This window comes from Cellulosimicrobium sp. So1_17, assembly GCF_055181235.1.
The window spans coordinates 3,318,186-3,342,587 of the sequence record NZ_CM143702.1 but is presented as its reverse complement, the minus strand read 5'-3'; the positions used below and the strand labels follow the sequence as shown (position 1 = coordinate 3,342,587).

Annotated in this window: 23 protein-coding genes; 8 read left to right on the top strand and 15 right to left on the bottom strand. The window is 75.6% G+C overall.

Translation table 11 applies throughout. From position 1 onward, the window contains the following. Nucleotides 1–32: 32 nt before the first annotated feature. Nucleotides 33–1,238: a DNA glycosylase AlkZ-like family protein gene (locus ACZCLJ_RS14770; RefSeq protein ID WP_463104271.1), complete on the bottom strand. Its 1,206-nt coding sequence runs from the start codon at nucleotides 1,236–1,238 to the stop codon at nucleotides 33–35. Beyond that, nucleotides 1,235–1,924 (bottom strand): LmeA family phospholipid-binding protein, encoded by a 690-nt coding sequence (locus ACZCLJ_RS14765; RefSeq protein ID WP_463104270.1) that lies wholly within the window; start codon nucleotides 1,922–1,924, stop codon nucleotides 1,235–1,237. The genes ACZCLJ_RS14770 and ACZCLJ_RS14765 overlap by 4 nt, the downstream gene beginning before the upstream one ends. Before the next feature lie 118 nt (nucleotides 1,925–2,042). On the opposite strand from ACZCLJ_RS14765, the gene ACZCLJ_RS14760 reads away from it, so the two are divergent. From ACZCLJ_RS14760 to ACZCLJ_RS14750, 3 genes are all read left to right on the top strand, one after another. Next, nucleotides 2,043–2,828, top strand: a complete 786-nt coding sequence (locus ACZCLJ_RS14760) for an LLM class F420-dependent oxidoreductase (RefSeq protein WP_463104269.1) — start codon at nucleotides 2,043–2,045, stop codon at nucleotides 2,826–2,828. A gap of 80 nt (nucleotides 2,829–2,908) precedes the next feature. Next, complete coding sequence (locus tag ACZCLJ_RS14755) at nucleotides 2,909–4,234, top strand: multidrug effflux MFS transporter (RefSeq protein ID WP_463104268.1); 1,326 nt, start codon at nucleotides 2,909–2,911, stop codon at nucleotides 4,232–4,234. 124 nt (nucleotides 4,235–4,358) lie between these two features. Continuing rightward, the gene (locus ACZCLJ_RS14750) at nucleotides 4,359–5,144 is read left to right on the top strand and encodes a uracil-DNA glycosylase (protein WP_463104267.1); all 786 of its coding nucleotides are present in this window, start codon (nucleotides 4,359–4,361) and stop codon (nucleotides 5,142–5,144) included. Between the two features lies 1 nt (nucleotide 5,145). Here ACZCLJ_RS14750 and ACZCLJ_RS14745 read toward each other — a convergent pair whose 3' ends face one another. Further along, the gene (locus ACZCLJ_RS14745; protein WP_251152688.1) at nucleotides 5,146–5,310 is read right to left on the bottom strand and encodes a hypothetical protein; all 165 of its coding nucleotides are present in this window, start codon (nucleotides 5,308–5,310) and stop codon (nucleotides 5,146–5,148) included. Between the two features lie 87 nt (nucleotides 5,311–5,397). Next, nucleotides 5,398–5,826 (bottom strand): VOC family protein, encoded by a 429-nt coding sequence (locus ACZCLJ_RS14740; RefSeq protein WP_463104266.1) that lies wholly within the window; start codon nucleotides 5,824–5,826, stop codon nucleotides 5,398–5,400. 102 nt (nucleotides 5,827–5,928) lie between these two features. Here ACZCLJ_RS14740 and ACZCLJ_RS14735 point away from each other — a divergent pair, with 102 nt between their 5' ends. Beyond that, nucleotides 5,929–6,609: a TetR/AcrR family transcriptional regulator gene (locus tag ACZCLJ_RS14735; protein ID WP_251152690.1), complete on the top strand. Its 681-nt coding sequence runs from the start codon at nucleotides 5,929–5,931 to the stop codon at nucleotides 6,607–6,609. Here ACZCLJ_RS14735 and ACZCLJ_RS14730 read toward each other — a convergent pair. The 6 genes from ACZCLJ_RS14730 to ACZCLJ_RS14705 all read right to left on the bottom strand — a co-directional run bounded on the left by ACZCLJ_RS14730 (nucleotide 6,563) and on the right by ACZCLJ_RS14705 (nucleotide 14,820). Then, a complete protein-coding gene (locus tag ACZCLJ_RS14730; protein WP_463104265.1) occupies nucleotides 6,563–6,973 on the bottom strand; it encodes a class I SAM-dependent methyltransferase in 411 nt (136 codons plus the stop codon). The genes ACZCLJ_RS14735 and ACZCLJ_RS14730 overlap by 47 nt on opposite strands. A 306-nt stretch (nucleotides 6,974–7,279) precedes the next feature. Then, entirely contained in the window at nucleotides 7,280–10,546 is a 3,267-nt protein-coding gene (locus ACZCLJ_RS14725; protein ID WP_463104264.1) for an AAA family ATPase, read from the bottom strand. Then, nucleotides 10,546–11,805: an exonuclease SbcCD subunit D gene (locus ACZCLJ_RS14720; RefSeq protein WP_463104263.1), complete on the bottom strand. Its 1,260-nt coding sequence runs from the start codon at nucleotides 11,803–11,805 to the stop codon at nucleotides 10,546–10,548. The genes ACZCLJ_RS14725 and ACZCLJ_RS14720 overlap by 1 nt, the downstream gene beginning before the upstream one ends. Nucleotides 11,806–11,885: 80 nt before the next feature. Further along, nucleotides 11,886–12,260, bottom strand: coding sequence for an STAS domain-containing protein (locus ACZCLJ_RS14715; RefSeq protein ID WP_251152694.1), 375 nt, complete (start codon nucleotides 12,258–12,260; stop codon nucleotides 11,886–11,888). A 293-nt stretch (nucleotides 12,261–12,553) separates the two neighbouring features. After that, on the bottom strand, nucleotides 12,554–13,078 hold the full coding sequence (locus ACZCLJ_RS14710) for an aminoacyl-tRNA deacylase (RefSeq protein ID WP_463104262.1): 525 nt from the start codon (nucleotides 13,076–13,078) through the stop codon (nucleotides 12,554–12,556). A gap of 38 nt (nucleotides 13,079–13,116) precedes the next feature. After that, entirely contained in the window at nucleotides 13,117–14,820 is a 1,704-nt protein-coding gene (locus tag ACZCLJ_RS14705; RefSeq protein WP_463104261.1) for a TIGR03086 family metal-binding protein, read from the bottom strand. Nucleotides 14,821–14,949: 129 nt separating this feature from the next. Here ACZCLJ_RS14705 and ACZCLJ_RS14700 point away from each other — a divergent pair, with 129 nt between their 5' ends. Next, complete coding sequence (locus ACZCLJ_RS14700; protein WP_251152697.1) at nucleotides 14,950–15,597, top strand: TetR/AcrR family transcriptional regulator; 648 nt, start codon at nucleotides 14,950–14,952, stop codon at nucleotides 15,595–15,597. A 24-nt stretch (nucleotides 15,598–15,621) separates the two neighbouring features. Here ACZCLJ_RS14700 and ACZCLJ_RS14695 read toward each other — a convergent pair whose 3' ends face one another. From ACZCLJ_RS14695 to ACZCLJ_RS14685, 3 genes are all read right to left on the bottom strand, one after another. After that, nucleotides 15,622–16,146, bottom strand: a complete 525-nt coding sequence (locus ACZCLJ_RS14695) for a DUF2087 domain-containing protein (protein ID WP_463104260.1) — start codon at nucleotides 16,144–16,146, stop codon at nucleotides 15,622–15,624. Between the two features lie 58 nt (nucleotides 16,147–16,204). After that, nucleotides 16,205–17,965 carry an ABC-F family ATP-binding cassette domain-containing protein gene (locus tag ACZCLJ_RS14690; protein ID WP_463104259.1) on the bottom strand — a complete coding sequence of 587 codons (1,761 nt, stop codon included), beginning with the start codon at nucleotides 17,963–17,965 and terminating at the stop codon, nucleotides 16,205–16,207. Nucleotides 17,966–18,122: 157 nt separating this feature from the next. Next, nucleotides 18,123–20,078, bottom strand: coding sequence for a M15 family metallopeptidase (locus tag ACZCLJ_RS14685; protein WP_463104258.1), 1,956 nt, complete (start codon nucleotides 20,076–20,078; stop codon nucleotides 18,123–18,125). A 189-nt stretch (nucleotides 20,079–20,267) separates the two neighbouring features. Here ACZCLJ_RS14685 and ACZCLJ_RS14680 point away from each other — a divergent pair, with 189 nt between their 5' ends. Continuing rightward, entirely contained in the window at nucleotides 20,268–20,783 is a 516-nt protein-coding gene (locus ACZCLJ_RS14680) for a hypothetical protein (protein ID WP_251152701.1), read from the top strand. Nucleotides 20,784–20,887: 104 nt separating this feature from the next. Continuing rightward, complete coding sequence (locus ACZCLJ_RS14675) at nucleotides 20,888–21,514, top strand: DoxX family protein (RefSeq protein WP_463104257.1); 627 nt, start codon at nucleotides 20,888–20,890, stop codon at nucleotides 21,512–21,514. 169 nt (nucleotides 21,515–21,683) lie between these two features. On the opposite strand, the gene ACZCLJ_RS14670 is transcribed toward ACZCLJ_RS14675, so the two are convergent. Further along, the gene (locus tag ACZCLJ_RS14670; protein ID WP_463104256.1) at nucleotides 21,684–22,502 is read right to left on the bottom strand and encodes a tetratricopeptide repeat protein; all 819 of its coding nucleotides are present in this window, start codon (nucleotides 22,500–22,502) and stop codon (nucleotides 21,684–21,686) included. A gap of 128 nt (nucleotides 22,503–22,630) precedes the next feature. Between ACZCLJ_RS14670 and ACZCLJ_RS14665 the strand changes: the two genes are divergently transcribed. After that, nucleotides 22,631–23,794 (top strand): GAF domain-containing sensor histidine kinase, encoded by a 1,164-nt coding sequence (locus ACZCLJ_RS14665; protein WP_463104255.1) that lies wholly within the window; start codon nucleotides 22,631–22,633, stop codon nucleotides 23,792–23,794. 3 nt (nucleotides 23,795–23,797) lie between these two features. Here ACZCLJ_RS14665 and ACZCLJ_RS14660 read toward each other — a convergent pair whose 3' ends face one another. After that, complete coding sequence (locus tag ACZCLJ_RS14660; RefSeq protein ID WP_463104254.1) at nucleotides 23,798–24,298, bottom strand: N-acetyltransferase family protein; 501 nt, start codon at nucleotides 24,296–24,298, stop codon at nucleotides 23,798–23,800. Nucleotides 24,299–24,402: the final 104 nt, after the last annotated feature.

Below are 24,402 nucleotides of genomic sequence, written 5' to 3'. Positions count from 1 at the left end.
CCGGCCGTCCTCATGACGGCTCGACCGAAACCCTACGACGTGACGTCGCGCAGCGGGAGACCCCAGTGCGTCGCGACCTCGTGGGCCTGCGCCGCGAACGCCGCACGCTCCGCCGGGGTCGGGTCGCGGTGCCACTGCGTCTCGACCGCGACGTCACGCGCTCCGACGACCCACCGCCACCGCCCGACGACCACGCCGTCGACGGCGAGACCGTGGATGAACGACCCGAGCCGGTCGCCCAGGTCGACGCCGGGCGCGACGACGACGCCGCGGCTCTCGCCGTAGGACATGAACAGCTCGTCGTAGCTCTGCAGGAGGTCGACGACGGGACCCCCGGGATGGCCGTCGGGGCCCCTGACGGCGAGATACCGCTCGGGGTCGAGCACGCGCTCCCCCGCGGCGTCGTCGGCGAGCCGCCACAGCACGAGGGCGTCGAGCGCACCCCCTCCGGGCACGGCGACGACCTCCTCGCCGAGCAGGTCCAGCGCGCGGCGCACGTCCGTGAGGGTGAGGCCCGACCACTGCGCGACGTCCTTGACCGTCGCGCACGCCCGGCTCGCGAGGTACCGGCGCACGAGCTCGACGAGCGCCGCGTCGCGGTCGAACGTCGCGCCGAGCGGCCCGTACCCGGCAGGGACCCGGTCGTCGAACGCGGCGTACGTCTGCTGCTTCCCGCGCACCGGGCCGCTGATCACCTGACGGTCGAGCTCGGCCGCCATGAGGACGTACCCGAGGGCCATGCCGTCCAGCGCGAGGTCGCGCTGGGCGAGGAGCGCGGCGAGCTCGCGACGCGTGCGCGGGCGGTCCTGCACGGCCTCGACGACGAGGTCGCGCTGACGCGCGTGATCGGCGGTGCCGACCTGCCGGTACATCGTCCCGTTGGTCCCGTGCACGCGCGGCGCGCTGAGCCCGAGGAGCCAGCGCGCGTCGTCGGGCCGGACGAGGTGCCACGTGGGCCGCAGGACGTGCGTGCGCAGCACCTCGCCCCGGTCGCACGCCGCGACCGCACCCGCGGCGCCCGGCCGCACCGCCGGGTCGAGCCGGCGCGTGAGCCCCCACAGCGCGGGGTGGAACTCCTGGCCCTGCACCGCGACGAGGTGCCCGACGGCGGTCGCGACGTCCGGCAGGTCGGGTGACCGCAGCCGGTGCGCGGCGAGGCGCGCCGCGCGCACGCCGTCGCCGTCGACCGCCGGTGTCCCCGGTTCGGGTCCGCGCGCGGCACCTCGCCCGGGGCTCACGACGCGACGAGGTCCGTGGCGACGACGTCGGTCCCCGTGACCGCGACCCGGACCCCGCCCTCCGCGACGGCCACGGAGTCGAGCGCGACGCCCTCGGGAAGGTCGAGGGCGATCTGGAGGTCGGTGAGGGCCCCGGCGACCCCCGGGGGGAGGTCGTCGACCGACACGACGCCCAGACCTGTCCGCACCGCCTCGACGTCGACGGCCAGCGTCTCGGGACCGGAGACGCGGGGCGTGACGTCGACGGTGACGGGCAGGCCCAGCACGTCGACCCCGAGCGCGAGGACGTCGCCGTCGGCGGTGACCGTGACGTCGAGGTCGGACTGCTCCTGGACGGCCTCCTGCAGCGACGACTCCGCGAGGACGCCCGACGCCGTGCCCGACGCGACCGTGTACGGCTCCGACGTCCCCACCCCGCGCGCGTCGACCTGGAGGTCCGAGACGGCATAGCCGGCGAAGGTCGCCGAGTCGGCCGAGCCCGTGACGTGCGAGAGCTCGCCGCGCGCGACCTGCGCGAGGAACGGGAAGCCCGTGATGTCGATCTGCGCGCCGGTCACGTCGTCCGCCTCCTGCTCGAACGCGGTGACGGCGCCTCGCTCGGCCGACCGCACGGCGATGCGGTCCGCGACCACCGCGACCCCGACGAGGACGACCAGCACGACCAGGACACCGACGAGGCGCTTCATGCGCCCACCCTAGGTCCGCCGAGCACGACATGACGGCCGTTCTGAGCACCTTCGCGTCCCCCAGGTCGTGCTCGACCGCGGGCGGCTTCGTGCTCGACGGCGACGTAGATTGCCGCCCATGACCTCTTCGCAGCACCCTTTCCGCATCGGCGTCCAGCTCCAGCCGCAGCACGCCGACTACGCCCAGATCCGCGACGCCGTGCTGCGCGCGGAGGACCTCGGCGTCGACGTGATCTTCAACTGGGACCACTTCTTCCCGCTCAGCGGCGACCCGGACGGCAAGCACTTCGAGTGCTGGACGATGCTCGCGGCCTGGGCGGAGCAGACCGAGCGCGTCGAGATCGGCGCGCTCGTGACGTGCAACAGCTACCGCAACCCGGACCTGCTCGCCGACATGGCGCACACGGTCGACCACATCTCCGGCGGCCGGCTGATCCTCGGGATCGGTGCCGGCTGGTTCGAGCGCGACTACGCCGAGTACGGCTACGAGTTCGGGACCGCGGGCTCGCGCATCGCCGACCTCGCGGACGCCCTCCCCCGCATCCGGGCGCGCTGGGCCGCGAAGAACCCCGCGCCGACGCGTGACATCCCCGTGCTCATCGGGGGCGGCGGGGAGAGGAAGACGCTGCGCCTCGTCGCCGAGCACGCCGACGTGTGGCACTCCTTCGGCGACGCGTCGACCCTCACGCGCAAGAGCGCGATCCTCGACGAGCACGGCGCGGCGGTCGGGCGCGACACGGGTGCGCTCGTCGAGCGGTCGATCGGGGTCTCGCGCCCGCCGAGCGAGGTCGCGGACGAGCTCGTCGCCGCCGGCGCGACGCTGTTCACGACCGACACGGACGGCCCCGACTACGACCTCACGCTCACCAAGGAGTGGGTGGCCTGGCGCGACGCGCAGGGCTGACGCGACCGGGCGGCCGTCTCAGCACGTGATCGCGTACGGCGTGCGGGAACACGTCGTGCGCGATCACGGTTGCCGCTCACATGCCCTCCGAACCCCCCGCGTCGACGACCCCCGACGCCCCCACCACGACGGCACCCGCGCGCCGCACCCGGCTCCCCCGCGACCAGCGGATCCCCGCGGGTCTCGTGATCCTGCTGTCGGCCCTGACCGCCGTCGGCCCGCTGACGATCGACCTCTACCTCGCCGCGTTCCCCGAGATCGTCGACGAGCTCGGCACCACCGCGTCGCGCGTCCAGCTCACGCTCACCGCGACGCTCGCCGGCCTCGCGCTCGGGCAGCTGCTCATCGGGTCGCTCTCGGACGCGGTCGGGCGGCGCCTGCCCCTGCTCGTGTCGCTCGCCGTCTACGTCGCGGCGTCGGTCGGCATCGTGTTCGCCGGCTCCGTCGAGGCGCTCACAGGACTGCGGTTCGTCCAGGGCCTGTCCGCCGCGGCGGGCATGGTCCTGTCCATGGCGATCGTGCGCGACCTGTTCGACGGCTACCGCATCGGCAAGGTCATCGCGCGCCTCATGCTCGTCGTCGGCGTCGCGCCGATCCTCGCGCCGACCATCGGCGCGCAGTTCCTGCACCTGTGGACGTGGCGCTCGATGTTCGTCGCGCTCGCCGGCGTCGGGGTCGTGCTGTTCGTCGTCGTGCTCCTGCGCCTGCGCGAGTCGCTGCCCGTCGAGCGCCGCCGGACCGGTGGCACGGGCGCCGCACTGCGCTCGTACGGGTCGCTGCTCTCCGACGGGTCGTTCGTCGGGCTGGCGCTCATCGCGGGGTTCTACATGGCGGCCATGTTCACGTACATCTCCGCGTCGACGTTCGTCTTCCAGGAGACGTTCGGGATGTCCGCGCAGCAGTACGCGATCGTGTTCGGCGCCGGAGCCGTCTCCGTGACGGCCGGGTCGCAGATCAACGGCGCGCTCGTGGGGCGGGTCCGGCCCGAGCGGATCCTCCAGGCCGCGATCGCCGCGGGCTTCGTCCTGTCGGGCGCGCTCCTCGTCGCGGCGCTCGCGGGCGGCGGGCTCGCGGTGCTCGTCCCGCTGATCGTGCTCACGCTCGGCACGGCCGGGTTCGTCATGCCGTCGGTCCCGGCGATCGCGCTGGAGCGCAACGCCCACAGGGCGGGCAGCGCGGCGGCGCTCATCGGCGCGGCGCAGTTCGGCGTCGGGGCGGTCATCGCGCCGGTCACGGGCCTGCTGGGCGGACCGCCGGCGGTGACCATGGCGGCCGTGATGTTCGGTGTCGTCGCCGTCGCGGGGGTGATCCTCGTCGCCGTGCGTCGCACGTTCGCCGCACCCGTCGACAGCACGACGTCGCTGCCGCCGACCCCGCAGCCCGCCACGGCGGACGTCCACGCCTGACGCGGGACGCCGAGCACGTACCTGCTCGCTGCCGAGCACGACCTGAGGGCCGTTTCCGGCCCGTTCGCGACTCTCAGGTCGTGCTCGGCGATCGACGGGGACCGTTCTCGGCGAGGATGGCCGCGTGACGCCCGACGACGACGCCTACCCTCGCGAGGTGCGTGACGCGCCGACGCTCGACGCGCTCGACGCGCACCTCGTGGAGTGCCGCGCGTGCCCGCGGCTCGTCGCGTGGCGCGAGCACGTCGCGGTCGTCCGGCGGGCGTCGTTCCGGGACGACGAGTACTGGGCGCGGCCGGTCCCGAGCTTCGGCGACGACCGGCCGGGGATCCTCGTCGTCGGCCTGGCTCCCGCCGCCCACGGCGCGAACCGCACGGGACGCATGTTCACGGGCGACCGCAGCGGCGACTTCCTCTTCGCGGCGATGCACCGCACCGGCCTCGCGAACCAGCCCACGTCCGTGAGCGCCGACGACGGCCTGCGGCTCACGGGCGTCCGCGTCACCGCGCCCGTCCGCTGCGCGCCGCCCGACAACAAGCCGCTCCCCGCGGAGCGGCAGCGCTGCGGCCCGTACCTCGCGCGCGAGGTCGAGCTCCTGGGCGCGACCGTGCGGGTCGCCGTCGTGCTCGGCGGGTTCGGCTGGCAGGCGCTGCTCGCGACGCTCGCCGAGCAGGGGTGGGAGGTCCCCCGCCCGCGCCCCCGGTTCGCGCACGGCGCGGAGGTGACGCTGCGGCGTCGTGCACCCGTGCCCGACGGCGGGGGCGCAGCCCAGGAGCAGACCCTCACCCTCCTGGGGTGCTTCCACGTGAGCCAGCAGAACACCTTCACGGGACGGCTCACACCCGACATGCTCGACGCCGTGCTGCTCCGCGCGCGAGTGCACGCCGGGCTGGGCGAACCCATCGGCTGACTCAGCGCGATGCGGTCGTCGGCGACTGCCGGCGTGGCGCGTCGGCCCACCGGCGCCGCTCCGCGACGCGCGGTGCCACACGCCCGACGAGACGGAGCTGCTCGCGGCGCTCGATGACCTCCATGCGCCGGAGCTCACGCTCCAGAAGGGACGATGCTGCTGCCATGCTGCTCTCCTTCGACCGGACCGACGTGCCGCCTCCCTGCCCCCAGGGGAGGGACGGTGACGACGTCCGTTCGTGACATCGAGAGCGTCACCCCGTCGGCAGCACGGAGGGGTCGTACTGCTCGACGAACTCGCCCGTCGGGGGGATCGGCGTGATGACGTCGATGAGGACGCCGTTCGGGTCGGCCGTGATGAAGTGCCGCTGGCCGAACGCCTCGTCGCGCAGCGACCGCAGGACCGGGAGGCCGGCGTCCACGAAGCGCGCGTGGACCGCATCCACGTCCTCGACCTCCAGGTTGAGCAGCAGACCGCCCGCCCAGCCCCGACCGCTCTCCGGGATCGTCTCGTGGTCGCCGTCGAGCACGGCGAGGTTCACGGACTCGTCGTGCACGGACTGCAGGTGCACGTACCAGTCGCTCGTGAAGAGCGGCCGGAAGTCCAGGTGATCGACGTAGTACGTGGCGGTCCCCGCGACGTCGCCGGTCATGATCACCGGGTACCAGCTCGTGATGCGCACGACGGTGTCCTCTCCTCGCGCCCGGGCCGGAGAGATCCGGCAGCTCCGGACGGTTGACATACAGTCTGTCTGTTTCTCCAGAATGACGTACAGTCTGTCGGTATGCAAGAGGCACCGCGAGACCGCAGCACCCGGCGCAGCAACGAGGAGCGGACCCGCACCACGCAGGCGGCGCTCGTCTCGGCCGCTCGGGCGCTGTTCGTGGAGAAGGGGTACGCCGCGACGTCGACCCCCCGGATCGCCACCGCCGCGCGCGTCACCCGCGGCGCGCTCTACCACCACTTCGCCGACAAGCAGGCGTTGTTCCGTGCCGTCGTCGAGGCCGAGGCGGAGGCCGTCGCGCGGGAGATCGAGACCGCGGCCCCGGCCGAGGAGGACACCCCGGCCGCGGCCCGCCGGCAGCTCGCGGCCGGCGCCACCGCCTACCTCGACGCGATGGCCGTCCCGGGCCGCACGCGGCTGCTGCTCGTCGACGCCCCGGCCGTCCTCGGCGCGGCAGCGGCCGACGACCTCGATGCGCGGCACGCGCGCCGCACCCTGCGCGAAGGGCTGCAGGCGGCGATGCGCGCGGACGCCCCCGGCGCTGGCGTGCGGGGCGCGGACGTGCCGGGCGCGGACGGTCCCGGCGCCCGCGAGCTCGACGCGCTGACGCTCCTGCTCTCCGCGGCGTTCGACCGTGCCGCGCTCGCGTCCGACGACGGCGGTGGACCGGGGCGCGACGCGCTCCGCCGCGCGGTCACGGAGCTGGTCGAGCGGGTGTGCGCGCCGCGACCCACTCGATGACGCCGCGCCGCGACCGCTCCTGACGCTCGACGTCGAGACCGTGCTCCTCGACCCAGCGCAGCGGCCGGCGGCGGAAGTGCTCGCCCGCGATCGGCACGCTCACGAGCTCCGCCACGGCCTGACCGAGCCGGAGCGGCCACGACGTCGAGACGACGTGGTCGGCGAGGAGCACGAGACCGCCGGGCCGCACGACCCGCGCCATCTCCGCGAGCGCTGCCTCGTGGTCCGCGATCGCGCACAGCGAGAAGGTGCACACGACCGTGTCGAACGCGCCGTCGGGCAGGTCGAGGTCCTGTGCGTCGCCGAGCCGGAGGTCGACGTCGAGGTCGAGGTCGGCCGCGCGCCGTCGGGCGTGGTCGAGCATGGCCGGGCTCCACTCCACACCCGTGAGCCGGCGGCGACCACGGCCGCCGGGTAGTGGGCGAGGTTGAGCCCGGTGCCGACCGCGACCTCGAGCGTGCGGCCCTGCGCGAGCGCGCACACCTGCTGCCGCACGCCCGGGAAGAGCCGTCGTTCGGCGACCGCCATGGCGCGGTCGTACGTACCGGCCTCGCGGTCCCACCTCCGGCGCAGGCGGTGCAGCCTGCGCCCGGTGGACGGGGGACGCGCGTCGGGTCCCGTCGCGTCGTCGGCCACGCCACTCCTCGTCGTCCGGTGCTCCTGCCTCGTCTCACGCTCGCACGGCGAGGGTGCTCCCGCCCCCGGGCGCACGCCGGACCTCGACGCGCTCCGCGACGGCCTGCTTGAGCGCCTCGACGTGCGAGACGACGCCGACGACCCGTCCCCCTGCCCGCAGCCGCCCCAGAGCCCCCAGCACGACGTCGAGCGTCTCCGCGTCGAGGCTCCCGAAGCCCTCGTCGACGAACAGCGTGCCGAGCTCGACGCCGCCCGCCTCGGCGGTCACGACGTCGGCGAGGCCGAGAGCGAGGCACAGGGACACGTAGAACGTCTCCCCGCCCGAGAGGGTGCGCGGGTCGCGCGAGCGCTCCGTCACGTGGTCGAGGACCTTCATCGCGAGACCGGTGCGGTGCGACCGCACGTCCTCGCGCGTCGCGCTGCGGACGAGCTCGTAGCGTCCCGAGGACATCTCCGCGAGGCGGTCGTTCGCGGCGGCGACGACGTCCTCGAACCGCTGGACGAGGACGAACGTCGCGAGGGACAGCGCCTGGACGTTGTCGCTGCCCGTGCCGGCCGCGAGCGCGGCCATCCGGGTCACGGGCGCGGCGTCGGCGCGGGCCGCGTGCCACACGTCGACCGCGGAGCCGATCGCGTCGGCCCCGTCCGCCGCAGCCGCTGCCTGCCGCGCGGCGAACTCGTGCCGTCGCGTCGCCGCCCGCGCCGCCTCCTCGGCCTCGGCGACGGCGGCCCGGACGGCGTCGACGTCCGCGGTCGTGTCCTCGGCGAGCGTGGCGACGGACGGTTCGGCGAGCCCGGCGCGGAGCATCGCGAGCGCCGCCGCGTGCTGCGACACCTCGTGCTCGAGCCGCGTCCGGTCCGCGCCCTCGAGCACGGCGGCGAGCGCGTCCGCGGCGTCGGCGAAACCGCCCTGGGCCACGAGGTCCGCCACCTCGGCGTCCCGCCGGTCGACGTCGCGCCGGGCGACCGCGACCGCCGCGTGCGCCTCGGCGAGGGCGGCGACGGACCGGACGCGCTCGGCCAGTCGCGCGGCGAGCACGGCGACCTGGTTGCGCGCCCCGGTGCCGTCGAGCGCCGTCTCCGTGCCGTCCGCACGCCCCGGCCCGTCCGTCGCCCGTGCACCGTCCGACCCGGCCGGCGCGTCCGCCCCGACGGGCCCGTCGACGAGCGCGAGCGCGGCGGCGGTCTCGCGCGCGATCTCCGCCCGGTCGGCGTCGACGGCAGCGGCCAGCTCGTCGAGCCGGGACGTCCCCGCCGCGACGGCCTCGGCCAGCGCCGCGGCCTGTTCCTGGAGCGCGGCCGTGACCGCGTCGTGCTCGTCGAGCGCGCGCTCGGCGGCCGCGCGCTCGACCGCCGCGTCCCGCGCGGCCTCGGCCTCGGCCTCGACGGCTGCGACCCGGTCACACGCCGTGCCGGCGTCGAGGCCTCCCGCCGCGTGCCGCAAGGCGTCGCGGCGCTCGGTGAGCGCGACGACCCGGCCGGACACGTCGGCCAGCGTGGCCTCGGCCGCGGAGCGCGCCGCCTCGGCCGCCTCGACGTCGGCCGGCGTCGCGTGGTCGTCGGTCCGCGTGGCGGGTCGGGGGTGCTCCGGCGAGCCGCACACCGGGCACGGCTCCGCGGCACCGAGGCCGGAGGCGAGCTCGCCCGCGATCCCGGCGATGCGCGCGGTGCGCACGCGCCGCTCGGCCTCCACGGCGTCGCGCGCGCGCTCGGCGGCGCTCGCCCGGTCGGTGAGGGCGCGGGCCAGCTCGGCGTCCAGCGCCTCGGCGTCTCCCGCCGCGGTGGCGACCGCGCGTGCCCGCAGGGCGCGCTCCTGGAGCTCGCCGAGCCGGCCCGCTGCTTCGCCGAGCACGACGACGCGCTGCCGGAGCGCCTCGCGCGCAGCGGGACGGCCGGCACGCTCGGCCAGCACGCGGTGCCGCTCCTCGGCGGCGCGCTCGACGTCCTTGCGACCGTCGGCCAGCTCGCGCTCGCGCGCCGGAAGGGCAGCGCCGACGGGGAGGAGCCGCTGCACGCGCACGGTCGCCGTCAGGAGGTCGGAGCGCACTGCCTCGAGCGTGCTCTCGTCAGCGCCCGCGAGCCCCGCGGGGACGCCGGCACGCGCGAGCTCCTCGCGCTCGAGCGCAGCCCCGAGGGCGTGGGCCGCGGCGACCGCGCTCCGCGCCGCCGGAGCGACGACCGCCGCGCGTGCTGCCGCGTCGAGCCGCCGCCGGTGCTCCGCGACCCGCGGCTCGGCCTCCGTGAGGCGTGCGCGCTCGGCGCGCAGCGCGGCGCGGCGGTCGAGCGCCGCGGCCGTCGACCGCTCCACCTCCAGGCGGTCGCGCGCGACGACGAGCGCCTCGTTCGCGACGAGCTCGGCGGCCACGAGCTCGTCCGCCTCCGCCTCGCGACGCCGGGCGCGCGCCAGCGCGAGCGCGTGCACCCCGGCGCGGGCGGTCGCCTCCTCGGCGGGCTCGGCCGCCGCAGGGACGACCGACCCGGCATCCGTGTCCGCGTCCACGTCCGCGACGCCACCGGCCAGCAGCGCGTCGACGTCGTCCGGTGTCGCCCGGCGCAGGCACGCGTCGTCGCGGGCGGCCTCCCGCAGCTCGTGCGCGGCGTCGACGGCGAGGCCCGCCGCCCCGGTGAAGTGCTCGACGGCGCCCGTGACGCCCTGCCGCGCGACGTCCGTCCGGGCACGGGCGGCCCGCGCGAGCTCGCCGAGCCGTGCGGCGGACCGTTCGTAGACCTCGGTGCCGAAGACCTTCTGCAGCAGGTCGCGGCGCTTCTCGGGCTCGGCGCGCAGGAAGCTCGCGAACTCCCCCTGCGGGAGCACGACCGTCTGCACGAGCTGGCGCCGGTCGAGACCGACGAGACGCTGGATCTCCGCCCCGGCCTCGTCGAGCCGGGCCGACAGCAGCTCGCCCTGCGGGTCCTCGTCCGTGAAGGACGGCACCGCCGGGAGCCGCCACAGCCGGACCGACGCCTGCTGCGTCGTCATGCCCTCGCCGCGCTTCTTCGGGCGGCGGTACTCGGGGGTCCGGCGCACGCGGAAGACGCCGCCCGGGACCTCGAGCACGAGGTCCACGAACGACTCGACGTCCCCCGCCGCGAAGGCCGAGCGCAGCCGGTCGTCGCTCGTCGCCTCCGACGCGACCTTGCCGTAGAGGGCGAAGACGATCGTGTCGATGATCGTGGACTTGCCCGACCCGGTCGGTCCGTCGAGCAGGAAGATGCCCGACGCGCCGAGCGTCGCGAGGTCGATGCGGTGCTGCCCCGGGAACGGTCCGATCGCCTGGAAGGTCAGGGAGTGCAGGTGCATCAGGCGCTCCGGTCCGCGGCGAGTGCGTCCTCGAGCGCGCCGCGCAGCACGACGACCTCGGCGTCCGACGGCGCGCGACCCGAGACGTGCTCGACGAAGTCGCGCGCGACGTCGAGCGGGTCGTGCCCCGCACCGACGGCCGTCACGGTCTCCCGCTCGGCCGGGCGCGGCGGACGGTGCGTCACCTGGAGCGCGTGCGGGAACCGCCCCCTGACGCGCGCGTAGAGCTCGGAGGGGCGCACCGGGTCCGTGACGACGACGCGCAGCCAGTCGTCGACGTGGTCCTCCCCCGCGGCGCCGAGCAGGTCGTCGAGCGTCCCCGTGAGGTCCGCCAGCCGACGAGGAACCGGCGCAGGGACGAGCTGGACCGCGTCGTCGCCCGACTCCCCCAGCCGTCCGACGTCCACGAGGGCCGTGGACTTGCGCTGGCGCGCCTCCGAGAAGGAGAACGCGAGCGGCGACCCGGAGTACCGCGCGACGGGCGCCGCGGCACCCGCGACGGGGCCGGCCTCTCCGGGCGCGTCCCGGGCGACCTCGGGCACGACGACGCGCTGCGGACCGTGCAGGTGGCCGAGCGCCACGTAGTCGAGGCCCCACCCGCCGAACGCACCGGCGGGCACCGCGTCGACGCCACCGACCCGGATGTCCCGCTCGGACTCGGACACCAGCCCGCCCACGACGAACGCGTGGCCCATGACGACCGCCCGGCCCACGAACCCGCTCGCGCGACGACGTGCGAGGTCCCCGCCCACCCGGCGCATCGCGGCGCTCATGACGGCCTCGTGGGACCGCGCGAGCGGGCTCGACGCGTCGTCCGCGAGGACGGACCGTGCCGCGTCGGGGTCGAGGTAGGGCAGGGCGTACACGAGCATCGTCCCGTCGCCCGCCCCCGCCCGGCTCCCCGGGTGAGGCGCCAGGACGACCGGAGCCCCGACGTCGGGCACCCGCGTGCGCAGGTGGACGCCCGGCCGCAGGAACTGCTCGGCGAAGCCGAGGCGGACCGCGGAGTCGTGGTTCCCGGGTGTCAGGACGACGTGCGCGTGCTCCGCGATGCGCGCCACGGCGTCGGACAGGAGCGAGACCGCCTCCACCGGCGGGATGGCCCGGTCGTACACGTCTCCGGCGACGAGCACCGCGTCGACCCGCTCGGCACGGACGAGCTCGACGAGGTGGTCGACGAACGCGGCCTGGTGCTCCAGGAGGTCGACCCCGTGGAGCGTGCGCCCGAGGTGCCAGTCGGACGTGTGCAGGAACCGCATGGTGCGACCGTAGCCGCACGCACCGACACCGTCCGGGAGGCCCGGCGGGACACCGGCCGGCGCAGACCGGCCGCGGCGCGTCAGCCCACGCGGACGACCTCGGTCGGCCCGGTCGTCGCGCCGCTGCGGACCACGGGGATGCGCCCGCCCATGCCGATCATCTCGAGCAGCTCGACGATGCTCGGGGACGGGTCGCGCAGCTCGACGGCGCGGCCGTCCTCCTCGCCCAGCATGTAGAGCTGGATGATGAACGCGATGCCCGAGGAGTCGATGAACGTCACGCCGGCGACGTCGACCGTCACCGGCCCGCGCGTGTCGAGGACGTACGACATCGCCTCGCTCGCCCGGTCGCGGAGCGCGGCGTCCACCTCGCCCCACATCGTCACGACGACGCCGCCCTCGTGCGGCGCGTAGGTGATCCCGTTCGCGCGGTCGATCACGCTGACTGTCTCCATGCGTCCCAGCTCCACCGTCTCTCGAACCGACTGCTGTCGCGCCCCTGCCCCGACCACGTCCAACGCCCGGAGGACGACCCCTGTTCCCCGGAGGGTGCACGGTGGGGTGACGTCCCGCACGGACGACCGCGGCCGAAGCACCCTGAGTCTGCACCTGTCGCGGCCGGCACACCACCCCGTGCGCTCCCGCCAGGACGGATCTGCGCGAGACGTCCACAGGCCGTCGGAGCGCGAGGACCGGGGCGAGGCACCCGACGAGGACGCGGGGCACCGCCGGTCACGGCCCCGGAAGGCTACGCGGGGTCGGTGACGTCGGCGACCTGCGCGCCCAGCGCGCGGACGAGCGCCGCACCGTCGACGGTCGCCGCGACGCCGTGGGCGCCCGCACCGATCGACACCTGACCGACGCCGTCCCCGGCGTCCGCGGCGTTCCCGGACACGTCGACCTCGTCCCCGTCAGGGAGCGCGACGACGCGCAGGTCTGCGACGACCGGCCACGCGTGCGTCGCGCCGAACGGCGTGATCGTGCCGCGCTCGTACCCGGTGACCTCGCGTGCGACCTCCTTGTCGGGCATCGAGAGCCGCGAGACGCCGAGCAGCGCACGCAGCTTCGGCCACGAGATCTGCCGGTCGCCGGGCACGAGGACGAAGAGGTAGTCGTCCTCCGCGCGCCGCACGACGATCGTCTTGAGGACCCGCGACGGGTCCACGCCGCGCGCCGCGGCGGCCTCCTCGAGCGAGGAGACCGGTCCGTGCCGCGTGATCGTGTGGTCGATGCCCGACGCCTCCAGCGCCGCCTCGGCGCGCTCGCTGCCCATGCCACCCGACCCTACGCGGCCCGTCCGCGCCGTGGGGCTCAGAGCCCGTCGAAGAACCCCACGACGTCGCCTGCCGTCTGCTCCGGCTCGAGGTGGGCCGCGAAGTGACCGCCCCGCTCGTACGTGGTCCACTGCCGGATGTCCGCGTGGTCCCGTTCGGCGAAGCGACGGATCGACGCGAAGTCGCCCGTGGCCTGGGCGAGCGCGGTGGGGACGGTCGTCGGGCCCGACGGCTCCCCGCCACCGCCCTCGGGCGCCGCCGCCCGCTGCTGGGCGAGCGCGTTCTCGCGGTACATCCGCAGCGCGGACCCCTGCGTCCCGGTGAACCAGTACACGGCCGCGTTGGCGACGACGAACTCCGTGCCGACGTCGCCCATGAGCTGGGAGTTCCAGCCGAGCAGCCCGGCCGGGGAGTCGGCGAGGGCGTGCGCGAGGGTCTGCGGCTGCTGCGACTGCAGCACGTTGAACCCGCCCAGGTTCTCCCAGAACCAGCCGAGGTGGGCGAGCGCCGCCTGCTCCTCCTCGCTCAGGTCGGCCATCTCGGCCGGGTCCCCCGACGGGAACGAGTAGAGCTGCGTGACGTGCACGCCGACGACGTGCTCGGGGTCCAGGCGCCCGACCTCCGGCGAGATCATCGACCCCGCGTCGTTCCCGACCGCCCCGTACCGCTCGTACCCGAGGCGGCGCATGAGCTCGACCCACGCGCGCGCGACGCGCCGGTTGTCCCAGCCGACCTCCGTCGTCGGACCGCTGAAGCCGAAGCCCGGGATCGAGGGGAGGACGACGTCGTACCCGGCCGCCGTGAGCGGCTCGATCACGTCGAGGTACTCGACGACCGACCCCGGCCAGCCGTGCGTGAGGACCAGCCCGACGGCGTCCGGCCGGCCCGAGCGCACGTGGAGCGCGTGCACGCGCTGGCCGTCGATCACCGTCTCGACCTGCGGGTACGCGTTGAGGCGGGCCTCGAGCGCGCGCCAGTCGAAGTCCTCGAGCCAGTACCGGACGAGCTCGCGGACCGACGCGACGCTCGTGCCGTACCCCTCGTCGGGCTCGAGCGCGTCGGTGAAGCGCGTGCGCGCGAGACGCTCGCGGACGTCGTCCAGGTCGGCCTGGCGGATCTCGATCCGGGTCGGGACGACCGCGGTCCAGCGCGGGTCGCGGCCGAGGTAGCGCAGGAGCGCGTCGGCCGGGCCGGGGTCCGCGCCGTCGGGGGCGTCGGGGGCGTCGAGCGCCGCCGCGTACACGCCGTAGGGCCGGACCGGTTCGACGAGCGGGGGCGCGACGGAGAGCAGGAACGCCGCGAGGTCGTCGTCGAGGGGAGAGTCCTGCCCGGTGGCGACGGCGACGTCCCACGCGTGGACGGCCGCGTCGATCGCCGCGGCGCCGGCCGCGGACAGCGCGGGCACCGGCCCGATCGGCAGCGGGGTGGAGACCTCGCTGCCGGGCTCGACGAGCGCGAACGCGGCGGCGGACGCGGCGAGAGCCGGCTCGACGAGCTCGCCCGGGCTCTCGGCGAGCTCACCCGAGGGGGCGAACGGGTCCTCCGTCGGCCCGCCCTCCCCCGTGAGCGCGGCGACGTAGGCCCGCTGGTCGCCCGCAGCGTGCTGGAGGACGTGGGCGACCGTCCAGCCCGCGCACGGGGTGGGGAGCGCCAGGTCGTCGGCGGAGAGCGCCGCGACCACCTGCCGCAGCGCGGCGTGGGCGCGGTCGATCACTGCCGTCGGGTCGGTGTACGTGGTCATGGGTTCCTCCGAGGTCCGGGCGCTGCCCTCCGGCGGTCGGGTCCGATCGCCGGGAACGGAATACATCGTTCCGTTCTATTTCCACAGTAGCGGAACGTTCCGTTCCGCACAAGTGCTATGGTCGTGCTCATGACGACCGAGAGCAGCCCGGCGCTGAGCGGACGGCGCGCCCAGGCGGCCCGCAACGACACCGCGATCCTCGCGGCGGCGCGCGACGTGTTCGTCGCGGAGCCCGACGCGCCGGTCGCCGCCGTCGCGCAGGCCGCGGGCGTCGGCATCAGCGCGCTGTACCGCCGCTACCCGAGCAAGGAGTCGCTGCTCGCCACCCTGTGCCTCGACGGGCTGCGCCGGTTCGTCGAGGTCGCCCGCGGGGCGCTCGACGTCACGGACCCGTGGGAGTCGTTCGAGACGTTCCTGCGAGGCATCGTCGACGCGGACGTGCACTCCCTGACCGTGCAGCTCGCGGGCCGCTTCACGCCGACACCGGAGCACCGCGAGCTCGCCGTCGAGGCCGGCGAGCTCGCAGGCACCGTGCTCCGGCGCGCCCAGCAGGCGGGCGTCGTGCGTGCCGACGTCGACGACACCGACCTGCCGATGGTCTACGAGCAGCTCGCGGCCGTCCGTCTCGGCGACCCCGACCGCGTCGCCGCGCTGCGCCGCCGGTACCTCGAGCTGCAGCTCGCAGGGCTGCGCGCGTCCGCCAGCGACGGGCGACGCCTTCCGGGGAGCGCCCCGACGCAGGACGAGCTCGGCGTCCGCTGGGTCCCCCGCGGCTGACGTCCCGGGTTCACCGCGGAGGCGTCACACGTCGTCGAACTCGGTGACGACCGTGCGCCAGTACTCGGCGCCGTCGCGCGTGCGGTGCACGAGGCCGGCGTCGACCATCGAGCGCCGGAGCGACACGGGGTCCACCGCACGCTCCGCGAGCCGCTTCGTCAACGTGAGCTCGGTGACCGGCTCCTCGAGCGGCAGCACCTGCGACGCGAGGTACCGCACGACGAGCTGCCGGTCGCGCAGGCGCTTCGGGCTGCGCACGAGGCGGCCTTCGCTGAGGAACCGCTCCGGACCGGTCTCCTGCGGTGCGGACGCGCCCGCGAGCAGTGCCGCGAACCGGCCGGGGTCGGCCCGCAGCACCCCGGCGTCGTCGCGCACCACGACGCCCGCCGCGAGCAGCGGCGCGAGCCGACGCCGGTCGTCGGTCGTCAGGTCCGCCTCCGCGGGCGCCTCGACGACGACGCGACCGAACAGGCGCAGCCGCCCGTCGTCCGCGAGCGACGCGACGACCTGCTTCCAGGCGTTGGCGGGGACCGGGAGCGTGCTGTCCATGCCCCGACCCTACGGTCGGGCGGGCGGCTCGCCGCACCGGGGGTCCCTGGCCGAGGGCTCAGGCGAGGTGCACGACGTCGCCCGTCCACCGCCGCCGCAGCCACCGGTCGTGCGACGCGACGACGACGGCGCCCGGCCAGTCCTCGACCGCCTCCATGAGCTCGGTCGCGAGCGTGAGCGAGACGTGGTTCGTCGGCTCGTCGAGAAGGAGCACGTCGGGCGCCTGCGACACGAGCATCGCGATCACGACCCGGCGTCGCTGCCCGACCGACAGGTCCGCGAGCGGACGGCCGAGGTCGCGCGGCGCGACGAGCCCGTGCGCGTCCACCCGAGCGTCGCGCGCGCCCTCGCCCTCCGCCACACCCTGCACGAGGGCGAGGAGCTCGCGCGGGGTGCGGGCGTCGTCGTGCAGGTGGACGTCCTGCTCGAGGAGCCCCACCCGGACCCCCTTCGCCCGGCCCACCGATCCGGCGTCGGGCACGAGGTCCCCCGCGAGGACGTGCAGCAGGGTCGACTTGCCGGCCCCGTTCGCACCCGTGACCAGCAGGCGCGAGCCGCGCGCGACCTCGATCGACCGCGCGCCGGACGCGGCGAGGTCGAGCCGGGCGGCCCGCTCCCCCGGCGGCACCGGACCGTCCCGGCGCACGACGACGTCCCGCGCCCACACCGCGAGGTCACCTCCGAGCGCCTCCCCCCGCGCGGACCGCGACGCCGCGGCGGGCGGCGCGAAGCGCAACGGCGGCGGCGGCCTGCGGACCTGCTCGCGGTCGAGCGTGTCGAGGCGCAGCTGGGCGTTGCGCACGCGGCGCGAGACCTGGCTCTGGACCCGCTCGCCCTTGAAGTCGTAGAGGATCTTCGCCTGGTTGCCCCGCTCACGGTTCTTGCTGACGTCGCGCGCGGTCACCGCGACGGACCGGCGCAGCTCGGCGAGCTCCGCCTGCTCCGCCGCGAACTGCTGCTCCCAGCGCTCGCGCTCGACGCGCTTGGCCTCGAGGTAGTCGCTGTAGGTCCCTCCGTAGGCCGTGATGCCCGACGACGCGCCGTCCCCCGACGCCCCGCGGTGCGGCGCCGCCGACGGGTCGAGGTCGAGGATCTCCGTGCACACCTCGTCGAGGAACACGCGGTCGTGGCTCGCGAGCACGACGGCACCGGGCAGGGCGCGCAGCGCGGCGGCGAGGAACTCGGCGGCGCCGTCGTCGAGGTGGTTCGTCGGCTCGTCGAGCAGGAGCGCCCCTGGCTGCCGCACGAGCAGGGCGGCGAGCCCGAGCCGTGTGCGCTGCCCGCCCGAGAGCGTCCCGACGGGCCGGTCCGCGACCCCCTCGACGTCCAGCCCGAGCCCGGCGAGCGTGCGTGCGGCCCGTGCGTCGGCGTCCCACACGTCGGCCAGCTGGGCGCGCGTGAGGGCGCGGTCGTACGCGGCCTCGGCGTCGCGCTCACGCGTGCCAGGGCTGTCGGTCGACGGCGTCGCCGGGGCGACCTGTGGCCCCGACACGTTCGCGAGGGTGACGGCCGCCGCCTCCAGCGCGGCCTCGATCGCCCGGACCTCCGCCAGCGCGTCGTCGACGACGGCGCGCACCGTGGTCGACGGCGGGTACGGGAACTCCTGGTGGAGGAACCCGAGGTCCGGCGGGCGCTCGACCGTGCCGGAGTCCGCGGCGGTCGCGCCCGCGAGGACGCGCAGGAGCGTGGACTTCCCGGCGCCGTTCTCCCCGACGAGCCCGGCGCGGTGGCCGGGGTCGACGGCGAGGTCGACTCCGCGCAGCACGGCGCGGCCGTCGTAGGACATGTGGACGTCGGACGCACGAAGGACGGGATTCATGGGATCACCTGCCAAGGGGTGCCCGGGGCTCCACGCGACGGGGCGTGGGCCGGCTTCGGGCGAGGACGGACGGGCCGGTCGGGGCAGGTGAGGATCACATCGGGCACGACGCTACGCGGCGCACGTCCCGACGTCACGGGATTTTCGCGCGGCCGGGTCAGGGCGCCTCGGTCGCGCCCTCTGTCGGCGACTCCGTCGGGATCGACGTCGGCTCGTCCGTCGGGTCGGGCGTCGGCTCGGTCGGCGGGTCCGTCGGGTCCGGCGTCGGCTCGGTCGGGGGGTCCGTGGGGTCGGTCGGCGGGTCCGTGGGGTCCGTGGGGTCCGTGGGGTCCGTGGGCGGATCGGTGGGGTCCGTCGGCGGGTCCGTGGGGTCCGTCGGCGGGTCCGTCGGGTCCGTCGGCGGCTTCGTCGGCGGATCGGTCGGCTTCGTCGGCGGGTCCGTCGGGGTCGGCGTCGGAGTGGGCGTGGGCTTCGGGGTCGGCGTCGGCGCGGGGGCCGGCGGCGCGGTGGGCTTGGGCCCGGGCGCGGGGTTCGGCGACGGGCTCGGGGTCGGGGTCGTGGTCTCGGCCGGCGTGTACCGGTCCGGCATCGCGCCCGCACCGAAGAACTCGAAGTGCCACGGCTCGGGCTTCGACCCGTTCGGCCGGGCCCACGACGGGTTGTCCCACCCGTAGTCGGGTGCGTGCGTGCGCATCCACACGTACTCGGCGGAGGTCCCTGACGGGACGTTGCCCCCGACGTCGATCGCGAGCCCCCACCCGTGCTGGGACGTGCCGGGCACCGCGGCGAGGTAGGGCTTGATCGCCTTGAGCCGCACCTGGTCCTCGTACGGCCGATACGAGTCCGTGATCCTCAGCGCGTACCCGAACGCCTTCTCGAACTCGGCGGCCAGGGCCTCGAGCTGCTCCGCGGCGTCGCACCGCAGCGACTGGCCGGGCGCGAACGACAGGTCGCACAGGACGTTCGCGGGGATGCGCCCGTTCTCGTACTCGGCCGTGGAGCCGGCGTACTTCGCGACGACCTCGGCGAGGCGGTCCGCGAGCGTGGACCCGACCGGCGCTCCGGTCGCCGGGTCGATGCCGTCCGCCGGGAGGACGTCGACCTCGGGGAACGCGGTCGTCGTGCCGAGCAGGTCGGCGAGGTGCGTGGCGGAGACCACCACGTCGTCGAGCGTGACCGCTCCGTGGTCGTGGCCGTCCTCGTCGTGATGCGCGCCGTCGTCGTCCCCGTCGCCGGAGCTGTCGTCGCCCTCGTCGTCGCCCTCGAGCTCGCCGGGCGCGACACCGTCCGGCGCGGGCACGGCGTCCTCGGGGAGCACTCGCTCACCCGAGCCGTCCGGCTGCTCGGTGCCCGACGGCGCGTCGTCCGAGCCGCTCGACGGCCCGGTCGGGAGGTCCGTCGGGAGGTCCGTCGGGACGTCGGTCGGGAGGTCGGACGGGACGTCGGTCGGCGTCCCCGAGGGAGAGCCGCTGGGCGTCGGCACGGGGGCGGGGGTCGACGAGGCGAGCGTGGCGGGCTCGTCGTCCGGCGCGCTCTCGTCGGGCGCGTCCTTCTTCGGCACCGCCGCCCTGGGGGCGTCGCCGGCCGGGGCGTCCTCCGGGGGCGCGTCCTCCAGCGGGGCGTCGCCGTCCAGGTCGTCCGCGGGCGGCGCGAGGGGGTCGGGCAGGCCCGGGAGCGTGGGCTCGTCGAGCGAGGAGTCGAGGTCGAGCTCGTCCTCGGGGACGACCTGCACGGGCACCCGGCGTGCGGCGTCCTGCTGTGCGAGGTAGGTCGCGAGCAGCATCCCGAGCTCGGACCGTGCCTGCTCGATGGACGGGCTCACGACACCCGACTCGAGCGCGTTCGCGGTCGCGAGGACCTCGATGGCGCCGTCGAGCTGCTGGGACTCGTCGAGCCCGGTGCCGAGCACGCTCGCGACCGGCTCGGCGGCGGTCGACACGGGGGTCGCGTAGAAGGACGCACCCTGCTGGGGCTGGGCGCTGCTCGCGAGCGCCGCGACGAGCGTGATGCCGAGCGCGGACGAGATGAGGACCTGAGAGACGGTGCGGGCCCGGCTCGACGAGGCGGGCAGCGCGCGGTCGCCCGCGTCCTCGCTGTGCGTCTCCGTGCCCACCGTGACTCCCTCGTACGCGCTGACGTGTCGCACCGTGCGGTCCTGGTCGTGCATGGTGATGCCCGGTCGCACGCGTCGTCGCGCCCGGCGCTGCGATGTCGGACCGCCGCAGTGCCTCGTCCGATTACGGTACACCGCGTCCCCACGGCCCTCACCATGTGGTCACGATCGGACAGGAGAATCGAACCCATGAGTTCATCTGCGCGTCATCCCTGGTCAAGATCGCGCGGCGCGCTCGCCGCGGTCGCCGTGGCGGGCTCGTTCGCGCTCACGGCCTGCGCCGACGACGGTTCCGTCTCCGTCCCGGAGTTCACCCTCACCGGCGACGGCCTGGAGCAGCTGCTCGAGGACGCGCGCTCGCAGGCCGAGACGATCGGTGAGGACGTCCGCTCGCTCACCGACGACCTCGGCTCGCTGCCCGACGACGCGCGCGCCCGCGCGGAGGAGGCCGTCACCGCCGCCCAGGACGCGGCGGACGAGGCCCGGAGCGCGGTCGACGACGCGGCGTCGGCCACGGAGGCCGAGCGCGCCGAGGCCGAGCAGCGGCTCGCGGACGCCGAGGAGCGCCTCGACGCGGCGTCCGACCAGCTCGACGCCGTCGCGTCGTCGCTCTCCGACGCGGACGCGGCCGTCCGGGAGTCGCTCGAGGACCTGCGCGCGCAGGTGGACGAGCTGCGGGCCGGGCTCGACTCGTCGACCGGCTGAGCGCCGGCGTGCGCCCGACGCCACGTCCTCGTCCCCACGAAAGGTCTTAGGTCCTGCCGTCGCGCGACCTTCTCCTGGCGTCCACGACTCCTCCACACGGTGGAATGGAGATCGAGGAGCCCGGCCACAGGGACCGGGTCGACGAGAAGGGGACGACGATGACGGGGACGACCGAGCGGGACGTGAACGTACCGCTCACGACGGTCGAGGGCACGACGCCCGAGACCCTCAGCCTCGCCGCACGAGCGAGCCGGCCTGCGCAGGTCGTGCTCGGCGTGCTGCGCATCGCCCTGGGGTTCTACTTCCTGTGGGCATTCTTCGACAAGACGTTCGGGCTCGGCTTCGCGACGCCGGCCGAGAGGGCCTGGGTCAACGGCGGGAGCCCCACGACCGGCTTCCTGTCGGGCGTCGAGGGTCCGTTCGCCGGGTTCTTCAACGGCATGGCGGGCGCGGTCTGGGCCGACTGGCTGTTCATGGTCGGCCTGCTCGGCATCGGGCTCGCGCTGGTCCTCGGGATCGGGATGCGCATCGCCGCGGTGAGCGGCTCGCTGCTCCTGGTCTTCATGTACCTCGCGGCGCTGCCGCTCGAGACGAACCCGATCATCGACGACCACCTCACGATGGCGCTGACGATCGTGGCGCTCGCGCTGATCGGCGGAGGTGACGTGCTCGGTCTGGGCAAGGTCTGGAAGAACCTCCCGGTCGTCCGCCGCAACCGCTGGCTCGTGTGACGCACCGGACCGCTCGCCGCGAACGGCGGGCCACAGGGGCAGGACCCAGGACCGCGCGACGATTCTGAGGCCGTCGCAGCGCAGGCCGCCCCGGGGAAGAGGGTGTGCGGGTGGTGGGGAGACCACCCGCACACCCTCTGTCGTGCCCCGAGCCGCCGGGGCCGGGGCGTCAGCCGAACCGCGTCAGGAGCTCCGCCGCGTCCTGGTCGCCGCGGTCCGCGGCGTCGCGCCACAGGTCCATCGCCTCGGGGACGCGGCCGGCCTTGAGCCGCAGGACGCCGAGCGCCGTGCCCGACGCCGCGTCGCCGACGAGCGCCGCCTGCTCCAGCAGGTCCTCGGCGTCGGCGAGGCGACCCGCGCGGGTGTACAGGTCCGCGAGCGCCGGCGCGACCCGGGGCTCCCCGGCCTCGGCCCACGACTCGAGGAGCCCGACGGCGGCGTCGGGCCCCATGGACCCGGACCGCGCCTGCTCGACGGCGGTCTCCCAGTCCTCGCGGGCCGTCCCGCCAGGCGGCCCGGCCGTCCTGGCGCCGAACGCCCCGCCCGCCCCGGCGCCGGCGCCGAAGGGCTCGCCCGACCCGGCCCCGAGGGTGGCGAGGACCTGCGCGAGACGCTCCGACGCGCCGTCGACGCCCTCCGCCTGCTCGTACCAGCGGCGAGCCGCGTGGAGGTCACCGCGCTCGTGCGCGACCTGGGCGGCCATGAACGCCCCGTGGGCGTCCCCGGCGAGGCCCGCGAGCTCGAAGCAGCGGAAGGCCTCGACGTCGTCGCCCGCGTCGTACCGGGCGATGCCGAGCCGGTAGAGCGCCCCGGGGACCTCCCTCGCCGCGGCCTCCTCGTAGAACGGGACGGCAGCGGCCGGGGTGCCGAGCGCGCACAGGTCGTCGGCGATCGCGACGAGCTCGGCGGGGTCGTCCGGGTGCAGGTGCGCGACGGCGGCGCGCAGGTCGGCGAGAGCGCTCTCACGGGTGGAGGGCAGGGTGGACATGGCAGCAGCGCGTCCTTCCGTCCCCCCGCGTCGGCGTGGACGCACCCTAGCGCACGACGATGTCACGTGGGTCACACCGGACGCGCCGGGCGGACGGCCCGCGCACGCCCGTCTGGGAGACTGCACCGGTGAGCGGAGAGACCGACCTGCCGGACGGCGTCGGGCAGCGCGTGCTGGACGCCGTGGTCGCGGTGACGAGCGACCTGGACCTCGACCAGGTGCTGCAGCGCATCGTCCGGGCCACCATGGACCTGACCGGCGCGCGCTACGGCGCGCTCGGCGTCCTGGACCCCTCGGGTCGCGAGCGCCTCGCGCGGTTCGTCCCGCTCGGGCTCTCCGACGACGAGGTCGCGGCGATCGACCACTGGCCGCACGGCGAGGGCCTCCTCGGCGAGCTCATCGACCGCCCCGAGCCGATCCGCGTGCCGGAGATCGCCGACGACGTACGCTCCGCCGGCTTCCCCGACGGGCACCCGCCCATGCACACGTTCCTCGGCGTGCCCGTGCGCGTCCGCGACACGGTCTTCGGCAACCTGTACCTCACGGACAAGGCCGGCGGAGAGCCCTTCACCGCGCAGGACGAGGCGGCCGTGGTCGCCCTCGCCGCCGCGGCCGGCGTCGCGATCGAGAACGCGCGGCTCTACGGACGGGCGAAGCAGGTCGGCGTCCTGGAGGACCGCGACCGCATCGCGCGCGACCTGCACGACGTCGTCATCCAGCGCCTCTTCGCGTCCGCGATGTCGCTCATGAGCGTGCAGCCGCTCGTCGCAGACCCGACGGCACGCACGCGCATCGAGGAGACCGTCGCCGACCTCGACGAGACGATCCGCCAGATCCGCTCGACGATCTTCGCCCTGCACACCGCGGCCGACCCCGACGCCCCGTCCATCGAGGACCGCCTGCGTGCCCAGGCCGCGGCGGCGACGACGGTCCTCGGGTTCGCGCCCGACGTCCAGGTCGAGGTCTCGGGCGAGCGCTCGGGCGCGGGCGTGACCGAGGGTGCCCCGAGCATGCCCGCGGAGGTCGCGGACCAGCTCGTCGTCGTCCTCGGCGAGGGCCTGACCAACGTCGCGCGGCACGCGGGGGCGAGCGCCGTCGTCGTGCACCTCGGCGTGACCGCGCACGAGGCGCGCCTGACCGTCACCGACGACGGCGTCGGCATCCGCGAGGGCGGGCGCCGCTCCGGGCTGCGCAACATGGACGCGCGGGCGTCGGCGCTCGGCGGGGGGTGCACGGTCACCGCGCTGCCCGACGGCGGCACGCGCCTCGAGTGGTGGGCTCCGCTCGGGTAGCGGCTACAGCGTGCGGTGCATGACGTGCAGGCCCACGAGCCCGTGCACCGGGTGGTCGAACGCCTCGGGGACGGTCGCGACGACCGCAAAGCCCAGCGACTCCCAGAGACGTACGGCGCGCTCGTTCGTCTCGACCACGGCGTTGAACTGCATCGCGCGGTAGCCGTCGGCGCGGGCGCCGTCGAGCACCGCACGCGCCAGGGTCCGCCCGACGCCGCGCCCCGCGGCGTCCGGCCCGACGACGAAGCTCGCGTTGGCGACGTGCGCCCCGGCCCCCGGATGGTTCGGCAGGTACTTCGCGGTGCCGAGGACCGTTCCGGCGTCGTCCACGGCGACGAGCACGCGCACGCCCGGTGAGCCCGTCCAGGCGACGCGGGCGTCGTCCTCGGCGATGTCGCGCGGGTAGGTGTAGGTCTCGCCGACCCGGAACGCGGGCTCGAGGACGCGCCAGATGCCGGGCCAGTCGGCGAGGTCGGCGTCGCGGACGGCGGGCGCGGTGGTCACGGGTCGAGGCTAGCCGGACCGTTCGGCGGTTCGTGCGGTCGTCGGCGGCCGAGCACCGGCTTCGGCGGTTCCAGGTACCGAAAGGTGCAGGACCCGCCGGACGG